Here is a 10,690-nt window from a genome sequence, read left to right on the forward strand (position 1 = left end):
ATCATAAAAAGACCGGCTATGTTCCATTAGGAACCGGCCGGTCTTTTTTTATTTGCCGTCATATGCTCGCTCATAAAGTTCAACAGGCGCACGCTCGCATCGCCTGTTGAATATTGATGCCATTCTTGTGCAAACCTCTTGATCTCTTCCTTTGTGCCGGACATTTCTTTGATTTCTTTCAGCAGCATTTCGCTGTCCATGCAGGCTTTGCCGGGAATGACCGCTTCAAAATCATCGATCAGTCCGCGTTTTTCATTATACTCTGCCATATCATACGTGAAAAACAGAATCGGTTTATTTAAAAAAGCGTACTCAAAGGCGACCGACGAGTAGTCAGAAATCAGGATGTCGCTTTCCATAAGCAAATCCTTTAACGGAACGTCTGATACGTCTTTAATCAGCCCTTCGTGCTCTTCAAAAGTAATCTGTTCCCGCACGGACGGATGCAGTTTGACCAACAGTAAAAATTCTCCCTTCAGTTCCCCGGAGAGCTGCTCCTTAGAGAATGGGAGACGGACGGAGGTTAAACAATAGTCCCTGTATGTCGGCGCATACAGAATAACCTTTTGGTCTGGACGATCCGCTGTTTGTTTTCCGGCATGAAAATATTCATCAGTTAACGGAACGCCCGTCCGCAAAAAACGGTCATCTTCCACGCCGAATGACCGCTTGAAAATGTCCGCCATTTTCTCCGAACCGACGGTGATTAAATCAAATGAACGATACACCTTTTTAAACCGCTTGATATCGCCGGTAGATCGATATCGGTTTCCGATATCTTCGAGTCCGAACTTTTTCAAAGCGCCGGATGCATGCCAAATTTGAATGCATGTCGTCTGAGGGCGTTTATTCAAAACACTTGTCAGGAGAAAATAATTATCCGTTAAAACGAATTTACACTTAAACATCCGATATACGGCTTTTATGAGATCAATCGGATGTTTCTCGTTGATCACTTGCGAGCGAACGGAAGGATATTCATCTGCAAGGGAAACGGCGTGCCTTGTAAAAAGGACTTCCAATTCAAACGGCCGGCTGCTGTTGACATACTCCTCCAGCAGCGCGCGCGCATTATCCGGAAATGAAACAAGCAATACAACTCTGTCGCGCGCTTTTACCCTTTTGAAAATAAAACCGGTCAAAGCGAGACCGGCCGAGTAAATCATAACCAATAAAGAACGTATATTCATTCGTTATCCAAACTCTTTTCTACAAATCGATTTTAGATTGCTCTTTGATCTGCTCCGGATAGTAGTGCCGCTGTTTTTGAACTCTTTCCTCTTTCAGAACGGAAAAGACATATTTCGGGATGTTCAGCATCCGCTTCCACCTCGTCGGATTGGTCAGCAGGCGGTACATCCATTCAAGATTCAGCTTAATGAACATTTTCGGTGCTCTTTTCACTTTTCCGCTGAACACATCGAAGCTCCCCCCGATGCCGATCGCAATCGCCTGAGGAAATAGATGCTTATGTTCATAAATAAACTTTTCCTGATGCGGATATCCGAGAGCTACAAAAACCATGTCGGGCTTGGCAGCCGCGATTTGCTTCGCAACATCGCCTTTGTCTTTGACATAGCCGTGTGAGTATCCGGCCAGCTCAATTCCGGGATATTCGGTTGACAGCCGATCAGCAACAGCTTGAATAACCTCTTGTTTGGCCCCGTATAAAAAGATCCTTTTCTTTTTGCGGTCAGCCAGGCTCAGGAGGTTGATAAATACATCGTACCCCGCGATCCTCGATTTTAATCTGCTGTTGATCAGCCTTGAAGTCAGGACGATGCCGATTCCGTCCGGCAGGATAAAGTCAGCAGATGAAACTGTATTAAAATAATCTTTGTCTTTTGCAGCCGCATACCCGATCTCAGGGTTTACCGTCGCGATAAACGCCCCCTCATTGCGGTCGATAAAGGATTCTTCAAGATGATTCAAAAATCCGGGCAAATCCCCGTTAACATATGCAAGATGATGAACCGTTTCCGTTTGCAGCATAGTTTTTTTCCTCCTTCCGATTTAAGAAGTGTAAGTATATACGAATGTATAAAAGTCGAAGATTAAGAGACCGACCCAAAAATTCAGGAGGTCTAACGTATATTTTAGCATAGATCATTCATAAAAGATTAACAATATCTTTACATTAGATTAAGATTTTTTACGTCTTATTCAGAAAACGCTCGATTTTTTTAGATAAAATTTGGAATTGCATTAAAATTAAAGAATACTTAACGTTTGATAGGCGATGTGCTATAATGAATGATCAGTAAAGACCTGTGAAATAAATGTAACTTATCGAGTGTTTTTGATATATCAATATAGATTTTCGCCTTAAGATTAGAAAGGAGAGCATGACAATGAAGAAAGTCATCACATATGGAACGTTTGATTTATTACATTGGGGACATATCAAGTTATTGGAACGGGCAAAACAATTGGGGGATTATCTCGTCGTAGCGATTTCGACTGACGAATTCAATCTTCAAAAGCAGAAAAAAGCTTATCACAGCTATGAGCACCGCAAGCTCATTCTAGAAACGATCCGCTATGTAGACGAAGTCATCCCGGAAAAAAACTGGGATCAAAAGGTACAAGATGTGATCGACCATGACATCGATGTATTTGTCATGGGGGATGACTGGGAAGGAAAATTCGACTTCCTGAAGGATCATTGCGAGGTTGTTTACCTTCCGAGAACCGAAGGGATTTCCACGACGAAGATCAAAGAGGAAATCGCGAACCTTTAATGTCGGCTCAGTTAAATAAAATTCAAAAAGTACTTCTTAAAAAAAGGTAAGAAGTGCTTTTTGTTTCGTATACGAATCATTTTAATATAATAAGTATGAACGGCTTTGCTTTTGAATAAAAAAAGAGGAGTAGACTGATTTTATGGATAGTGCAATTCCGTTAAAATTTCAGCTGCGGGAAATAAAAGTTAACGATACTCGCCTCTATTTTGTGTTCGAAAGTTCTGTCTCTCTTAATCATGTCGGTATTTTGGCAGTGAACCGCAATTCGAAAAAAGAGATGCGTGTAACGTGTAACCAAATAAGCGATTCAGAGCAGTTAAAAGCAGCGGAGATATCTTTAGATAACCTATCTAACCTGATGATGGACGAAACGGTCATCGATTTTTATGTGCTATATGAAAATAATGAAAAAAATCAATGTAAAAAGAGGATTTACACAGCCTCAAAACCGATTGAGCTGTATTGGCACCAGGATCGAGCCAAACAGTTTATTTATTTGCCGTATAAGACCCGAAAAGGCCACTTCGCTCTTGATGTTTCACGGAGAAAAGCAGTGGCGGAACCGGACAGCATTAAGTTAAGCTCCGAAGGAAAACTAATGATCAGAGGCTATACTTTTCTGCTCGATGCGGAAGAACGTTCGATAATAAAAAGCAAAAAGCTGGTTTTAAAAGAAATTAGTCAAAAAGATAAGGAAAGGGTTTTCAATTTTCCTTTAAAAGCCGTTCAGCGCGGCGATTTGTCAGCTCATTCTTCAGATCAGGCCGTTGGATTTGAGGCTGAAATCGATCTGAAAAAGCTGTATGAAGAGAACAGGATGCCTGCTTTCTTTCAGTTTTATATAGAATACGTAGGTGAAGATGCTGTAACAGGGGAGGAAACCGTTATAAAAAGCAGGGCATTCAGGCTTATAGATGATATAGACCGTTTTTCAATTGTTGACACAAAAAAAGGACCGGCTCGCTTTCACATCTATCGGCAGAAACGAAAACGGGGTATGCGTCTAAGAATGAACGACTATACGATCAAAACCCGTGCGGTTTATTTTGCCAAAGGAAAGAGCAAAAGGCTGATGTCAGTCATTCGCAAAGGCAAGAATAAAGTAAAGAAAAAGATTTCGGGCATGATAAAGAGAGCATACTATTTTACTTTTGGACTGGCCGGCAAACTGCCTGTTAAAAAGAAAACCGTCATTTTTGAAAGCTTTGCCGGTAAGCAGTACAGCTGCAATCCGAGAGCAATTTACGAATATATGAAGGAACATCATCCGGAATACAACTTAATATGGAGTGTAAACCCGAGTTATACAGAAATTTTCGAAGAAAAAAATGTCCCTTATATTAACCGATTCACGCTGAAGTGGCTGTTTGCCATGGCAAGGGCGGAATATTGGGTTGTAAACAGCCGGCTTCCTTTATGGATACCGAAACCAAAGCACACGACATATGTGCAGACATGGCACGGGACTCCGCTGAAAAGGCTTGCCGTCGATATGGAAGAAGTGCACATGCCGGGCACCAACACTGAGAAGTACAAGCAAAATTTCACTAAAGAAGCATCGAAGTGGGACTATTTAATATCCCCGAATCGTTATTCAACCGAAATCTTTGCCCGCGCTTTTCAATTTAACAAAATAATGATTGAGTCCGGCTACCCGAGGAATGACTTTCTGTACACAGACAACCGCCCGGAAACGATGAAGGCCATAAAGAGAAAAATGAATATCCCCCAAGATAAAAAGGTCATCTTATATGCACCGACATGGCGGGATAATGAATTTTATGCTAAGGGAAAATACAAGTTCCAGCTTCAAATGGATCTAGACAAGATGCAAAAAAAGTTTGGAAAAGATTCTGTTATTCTGTTGAGAATGCACTATCTAGTAGCTGAAAGCTTTGATTTTGAACAGTATGCAGGTTTTATATACGATGCCTCACTGTATCCCGACATTAGAGAGCTGTATCTCATCAGTGATATTTTAATTACAGATTATTCGTCTGTATTTTTTGACTATGCAAATTTAAGAAGACCTATCATTTTCTACACTTATGATATCGAAAATTATAGGGATACTTTAAGAGGATTTTATTTTGATCTTGAAAGAGAAGCACCTGGAACATTGATCTACAATGAATCCGAGCTTATGGAAGAGATAGAAAGGGTGCTGAGGGACCCTCAATTACACAAGAATTATGAGTCGTTTTATGAAAAATTTTGTTCGTTTGAAGATGGCAAAGCTTCTGAGCGGGTCGTTAAAACTATATTTTAATCCCATGAAAAAACAGCTTGAGTTTATACTCAAGCTGTTTTTTGTTTCGAACTAGGACTGACACACATTTTTATAAAAGAGCTGCAGTGCATGATTGTTATATGATTCATAATCAAAGGTCTGATATTCAATACCTTCTGTGATATATTTCTTCATAGCTTCTGTAAGTGCTTCTTCGGTATTTTCAACAAGCAATCCGAGGCCCCCCTCAAGAACTGAACGTACACCGGTAACATCAGTAGCAATAATAGGTTTGCCGACTATCATGGCTTCCATTAGGACGAGACCCTGCCCCTCATAATCGGAAGATAGGACAAAACAGTCACATTCATCTAATAAAACAAAAGGATTCTCGAGTTGACCTGCAAAAATAATATCGTTTTTCAGGCCTAACATTTCAGCTTGCAATGCCAGCTGTTTTCTCAGAGGTCCATCTCCTACAATATACAATTTAGCATTTGGAAATTCCTTATGCAGCTTAGCAAAAGAATTGATTAATTTTTCTTGCCCTTTTTCGGGTGATAGACGGCCGATGTTGATAAAATTATAATCTTCTTTTTTCGGAATCGTCAGGCCAAAAATATTGAGTATATTAGGGTTTTCTTCGTCATGCTCACGAAGGATTAAATATTCCCTACCGTTTGTCTGGACTGTGCTCTTTACATCTTTATTTTTCAAGATTTGTTTGGAACCAATAACATTGTCGACATATACCATTTTTCCATCAGCATCAGGAATGAATTGGCGAAGATTCTTGTAATTTTCTTCATTAGCTGATTTAGCTACAGACACCACTTTATCGTAGTATTTGTATAAAGAGAATATAACTTTTAAGTTCTTTCTGTGTTTATATTTCCCATTAATTTTTTTGTTGTACTCTTCCATCATATCATTGTGGAGGTAAATACTTCTTGTCTTGAAGTGTCCAAATGCAAATAACATTGACCAAAATTTATTATAGCCCCCAAAATCAATCCCTATATCAAATTTTGCATTTCCGATAATTCGTTTTAATTCCCTTTGGTAAGCTTTTACCGGAGCTGTTTTAGACATAGAGTCAGTATAAATGCCTCTCCGTAAAACCAATTGGTGCTCATAAGTCTCCTTAAGCGTCTTGTTAAAAACACCAGGACGATATAGTACATGAACTTTCGGATTCAGTTTTCGGATGTTTTTCCATTTGTCTTTATGTTCATTGGCATTATCAATAACAGTGACTTCATATTTTGAATAATCAATATGATCAAAGAGGTTGATTGCCGACATCGTAATTCCGTTGTTATAAAAACCTCCGCAATAGAAGAGGAGTTTTTGTTTATCTGTTTCTGTGCTTATGAGCTGTTCTTGATTTTGCTTTTTGAAAATCATATCGACGAGCCGTTTTGATGCTTGACCGTCATCATTGTAGCAGAATTCTTTGAGATACTTGTCGTATTGTTCACTAAATTCTTTTTTAAGTATGTCAACATTTTGCAGTTTATCAATTAATTCGTTTAGGTTTTCACATACCGGTCCCGGCAGATTATCAATATCTAAGTAGAAGCCTCTTTCAGCTTCATATTCTTTATGATCAATCATATAAAAGAGGACCGGTTTTTTTAATGGTAAGAAGTCAAAGAAAATACTTGAATAGTCTGTTATAAGAATATCGACAGCCGCAAGCAACTTATTGGTGTCATACCAATTTGGTACACATAAATGATCCAATTTATTTATTTTGAAATATTCAAATGTGAAGTAATGAGATTTTAATAAGACGATATAATCATCGCCCATAGATTTTTGTATAGCCATTACTTCATCAAGAAGCACTTGGCTGGTGTCGTTTTCTTTTCCAACTGTCCCTCTCCAAGTAGGAGCATACAGAATGACTTTCTTATCTAAAGGAATATTAAGCGTTTTTCTTACTTCTTCACCGTTTGTTTTCAATGTAAGATCTGTTCGCGGATATCCGATATCTGCGACTTTTCCGGCATAAATTTCAAAGATGTCATGCGATTTAAGCAATTTCTCGTAAGTGAATTGGTTAGGACTAATAAGATAATCACTGTGGAGCAGGTTTCTCTGAATGTTCTTGTGAGTTGACATTCCGCGATTTTTAATGTCCAAGCCAAGCGTTTTTAAAGGTGTTCCATGCCAGGTATTAATGTATATTTGCTCATCCCGTTTAACGAAGTAAAATGGAAAGGAAGTATCATTAATTAAATATTTAGACGTAGCAAGGTATTTTAAATAATGATTGCTGTCAACAGATGTAAATGAAACATTTTGATAATTCCTTTTAAGTTCTTCAACCATTGGGTCGCTGATATCATTAATAACCCAAACATGATGATAATCTTTAAAGTCTTTATCTTGAACTAATTTTAAAAAGATTGCATAACAGTTTCCGCTTATGCTGCGTCCATGGTAAGCTTCGTAAAGAACTGTTTTTTCCTTTATCGGAAGAGAGACATATTGACTATATTTCGCTCGAATACGTACTCTTTTGTTGCTAAGGTATTCCTTTAAAGGATCTATTATGAAGCGAATTTTTCTCTTCGCTATCTTTTTGATTCTTTTAAAATTCATAAAAATGCTGTTCCTCCCCTAATCCTATCCAAGAAATTAATGTTCACTATTACTTGATTCCCAATTATTTGGATCATCTTAATAAATGAAGACTTAAGTAAGGTTTGACACGCTAATAAGTATATGCTAACAAAACACATAAAGCAATATAGCCTTAAGAATGATAATATTGGAGTGATATTCTCGCATTGCTTATTGAGGGAGTAAATATTTGTGTTGTTTTTTTCCTATTATAACATGCATGCGTTCTGTTAGATATTTGTTTGTAATAGCAATAACGAATAAAATTTGTTACAATTATTCGGTGCACGATGTAACGGCTATTATATTATGCTAAGGAAGATAAATCATGAAAGCATTAATAAGAGTGTTAAAAGAACAGTTTTTATCGCTGCCTTTAATCATCAGGTTGGCGGCTTACGAAACAAAATCAAAATATCAAATGAATTATTTGGGCGTGTTATGGCAGTTTTTGAATCCGCTCATTCAGATGCTGGCTTATTGGTTTGTATTTGGGATCGGAATCAGAAAGAGCAGTGAGATGGTTACGGGTGTCGGTGAAGTGCCTTTCATCATCTGGATGCTTGCCGGTTTAATTCCTTGGTTTTTTATCAGTCCGACGATTCTTGACGGTTCAAACAGTGTTTATAAGCGAATCAACATGGTGGCCAAAATGAATTTTCCAATCAGCTCTCTTCCGTCAGTGGCGATCGCGGCTAACTTGTTTAGCTACTTTGTGATGATGGCGATTTATGTAATGGTGCTCCTTGGGTTTGGCATTTACCCAAATCTTCAATGGCTTGAATATATTTACTATTTGTTTTGCATGATTGTTTTTATGTTCGCATTCAGTTTGTTTAATTCAACGATCAGTGTACTGGTCAGGGACTATCAGTTCCTGCTGCAATCTGTGACAAGGCTGTTGTTTTTTTTGCTGCCGATTTTTTGGGATATTTCCACGCAGCTAGGGGATAAGCACCCGGCATTGTTGAATGTGATTAAGCTGAATCCGCTTTTTTATATTATCGACGGATTCAGAAACAGTTTTCTCGGCGGAAGCTGGTTTTTCGAAGATGCAACTTACATGCTGTATTTCTGGCTCTTCACATTCCTTTTATTGTTAGTAGGTTCTATCCTGCATATGAAATTTAGAGACAAGTTTGTTGACTTTCTTTAATTACGTAAGGAGATTTTACGATGAAACTAAAAGTTTCGTTTCGAAATGTTTCAAAACAGTATCATTTGTATAAAAAACAATCGGACAAGATTAAAGGATTGTTTTTTCCGGCCAAAGATAATGGTTTTTTTGCTGTGCGGAATGTCTCCTTTGACGTGTATGAGGGAGAGACAATCGGCTTTGTAGGGATAAACGGGTCAGGGAAATCGACCATGTCTAACCTGCTGGCTAAAATTATTCCGCCGACCAGTGGTGAAATTGAAATGAACGGCCAGCCGTCGCTGATTGCGATTGCGGCCGGTTTAAATAACCAATTGACGGGCCGGGACAATGTCCGGCTCAAGTGTTTAATGATGGGATTAACCAATAAAGAAATTGATGATATGTATGACAGCATCGTAGAATTTGCTGAGATTGGTGATTTTATCGATCAGCCGGTTAAAAACTATTCCAGCGGGATGAAGTCTCGTCTCGGTTTCGCGATTTCTGTGCATATTGACCCTGACATTTTAATTATTGACGAAGCGCTCTCCGTAGGGGACCAAACGTTTTATCAGAAGTGTGTAGACAGAATTAATGAGTTTAAAAAGCAAGGAAAAACCATTTTCTTTGTTAGCCACTCCATCGGCCAGATTGAAAAGATGTGTGATCGCGTCGCTTGGATGCACTACGGCGAGCTTCGTATGTTTGATGATACAAAAACGGTTGTTAAAGAGTATAAAGCGTTTATTGACTGGTTTAATAAACTGTCGAAAAAAGAAAAAGAAACATATAAAAAGGAACAAACGGAAAAGCGGAAGAAAGAAGATCCTAAAGCGTTTGCTCGTTTCCGTCAAAAGAAGAAAAAGCCGAAATCACTGGCTAATGCTGTTCAAATTGCTATTTTGTCTATCCTGACAATCTTTACCGCAGGAACAATGTTCTTTAACACACCGCTTCGTACCATTGTTTCGTTTGGCGCTATTCCGCAAAACGAAGTGAAGAACCATGATGGCGATGCAAAGGGCAAGACAGAGGAACGCTTAACCGCAGTCAATAAGCAAGGGTTTATCGCAGATGAAAAAGCGTCTGTTTATAAGGATCAAGCTTTGAAACAGAAGGCTGATATTGCACTGCCATTCGGTACCGAGGTGAAGGTAGTTGCAAAAGGAAAACAAGCAGCAAAAATAAAGTTTAACGGGCATCCTTATTTTGTAAAGCAGGGCGCTGTTGCAACAAACGTGAAACATGCTGAGGTGCAGGCAGCGGCCTTTACGCCTTATATTCCGGAAAATGCGGCTTCTTCCTATGAATACTTCCTGAAATTCCTGGGAGACAGCAGTACCAACATCCAATCGAAACTGAATGGATATACTGTAGGAGATACCGCTGACGGCCGAAAGACGCTGGATTTTGATTATGAAAAAATCAGCTATGTGCTGGAGAATGATAAAGCATCTGAGCTTATCTTTTATAACATTTCCCCCGTTATTCCTGCGTCATTATCACTAAGTGACAGCGATGTGTTATATGATGACAAGAAGGATCGTTTCCTTGTCAATACAGATGATGAGGTTTTTGTAGTTGATAATGAAGAACGTACGCTGACCTTGATATCGAAATAAGAAAAGGCTATTGGACATTCGGGACTGACCCCCGTTTTTGAGACAGGGATCAAAACACCTTTATACAGCCAATTGCCATTAGTTTACCGGTGATTGGTTGTTTAGTTTCGTTTGAATACGAATATTGTTATAATAAAGAATATATTCTTTGACAGTGCGTTCTACGATGGTGGTCGTAGTTCGATCAATGCTGTTAAGATAGAACGTTTCAGACTTTAGTGAGGAATGAAACGATTCGATGGAGGCATTATCAGCGGGCGTCCCTTTGGGGAACATGCTCGTGGTAATGCCCTTTATATTAACAGCTTTCTGATACTCATAAGAT

At 38.9% G+C, this 10,690-nt stretch carries 8 protein-coding genes; 4 read left to right on the forward strand and 4 right to left on the reverse strand.

From position 1 onward, the window contains the following. Nucleotides 1-26: 26 nt before the first annotated feature. Together ACH97_RS05080 and ACH97_RS05085 are read right to left on the reverse strand one after the other, a co-directional pair. Nucleotides 27-1,190 carry a CDP-glycerol--glycerophosphate glycerophosphotransferase gene (locus tag ACH97_RS05080; protein WP_048350729.1) on the reverse strand — a complete coding sequence of 388 codons (1,164 nt, stop codon included), beginning with the start codon at nucleotides 1,188-1,190 and terminating at the stop codon, nucleotides 27-29. A gap of 19 nt (nucleotides 1,191-1,209) precedes the next feature. Next, entirely contained in the window at nucleotides 1,210-1,989 is a 780-nt protein-coding gene (locus tag ACH97_RS05085) for a WecB/TagA/CpsF family glycosyltransferase (RefSeq protein WP_041817470.1), read from the reverse strand. Between the two features lie 362 nt (nucleotides 1,990-2,351). On the opposite strand from ACH97_RS05085, the gene tagD reads away from it, so the two are divergent. Both tagD and ACH97_RS05095 read left to right on the forward strand, forming a co-directional pair. Continuing rightward, nucleotides 2,352-2,741 (forward strand): glycerol-3-phosphate cytidylyltransferase, encoded by a 390-nt coding sequence (tagD, locus tag ACH97_RS05090; RefSeq protein ID WP_020453152.1) that lies wholly within the window; start codon nucleotides 2,352-2,354, stop codon nucleotides 2,739-2,741. 142 nt (nucleotides 2,742-2,883) lie between these two features. Continuing rightward, on the forward strand, nucleotides 2,884-5,013 hold the full coding sequence (locus ACH97_RS05095) for a CDP-glycerol glycerophosphotransferase family protein (protein WP_020453151.1): 2,130 nt from the start codon (nucleotides 2,884-2,886) through the stop codon (nucleotides 5,011-5,013). Nucleotides 5,014-5,064: 51 nt separating this feature from the next. Here ACH97_RS05095 and ACH97_RS05100 read toward each other — a convergent pair whose 3' ends face one another. Further along, a complete protein-coding gene (locus ACH97_RS05100) occupies nucleotides 5,065-7,584 on the reverse strand; it encodes a glycosyltransferase (protein ID WP_020453150.1) in 2,520 nt (839 codons plus the stop codon). Between the two features lie 349 nt (nucleotides 7,585-7,933). On the opposite strand from ACH97_RS05100, the gene tagG reads away from it, so the two are divergent. Next, nucleotides 7,934-8,761, forward strand: coding sequence for a teichoic acids export ABC transporter permease subunit TagG (tagG, locus tag ACH97_RS05105; protein WP_020453149.1), 828 nt, complete (start codon nucleotides 7,934-7,936; stop codon nucleotides 8,759-8,761). Nucleotides 8,762-8,781: 20 nt separating this feature from the next. Continuing rightward, nucleotides 8,782-10,365: a teichoic acids export ABC transporter ATP-binding subunit TagH gene (gene tagH / locus ACH97_RS05110; RefSeq protein ID WP_020453148.1), complete on the forward strand. Its 1,584-nt coding sequence runs from the start codon at nucleotides 8,782-8,784 to the stop codon at nucleotides 10,363-10,365. Nucleotides 10,366-10,443: 78 nt separating this feature from the next. On the opposite strand, the gene ACH97_RS22725 is transcribed toward tagH, so the two are convergent. Then, the coding region (locus tag ACH97_RS22725; protein ID WP_144486805.1) for an integrase core domain-containing protein at nucleotides 10,444-10,690 on the reverse strand (247 nt) is incomplete at its 5' end.

It is taken from the genome of Bacillus paralicheniformis (assembly GCF_001042485.2).
GTDB lineage: Bacteria > Bacillota > Bacilli > Bacillales > Bacillaceae > Bacillus > Bacillus paralicheniformis.

Bases quoted from the DNA above. Each gene is read 5' to 3' on its own strand.
- ACH97_RS05080 (WP_048350729.1), bottom strand. From the start codon at position 1,190: ATGAATATACGTTCTTTATTGGTTATGATTTACTCGGCCGGTCTCGCT.
- tagD (WP_020453152.1), top strand. From the start codon at position 2,352: ATGAAGAAAGTCATCACATATGGAACGTTTGATTTATTACATTGGGGA.
- ACH97_RS05095 (WP_020453151.1), top strand. From the start codon at position 2,884: ATGGATAGTGCAATTCCGTTAAAATTTCAGCTGCGGGAAATAAAAGTT.
- ACH97_RS05100 (WP_020453150.1), bottom strand. From the start codon at position 7,584: ATGAATTTTAAAAGAATCAAAAAGATAGCGAAGAGAAAAATTCGCTTC.
- tagG (WP_020453149.1), top strand. From the start codon at position 7,934: ATGAAAGCATTAATAAGAGTGTTAAAAGAACAGTTTTTATCGCTGCCT.
- tagH (WP_020453148.1), top strand. From the start codon at position 8,782: ATGAAACTAAAAGTTTCGTTTCGAAATGTTTCAAAACAGTATCATTTG.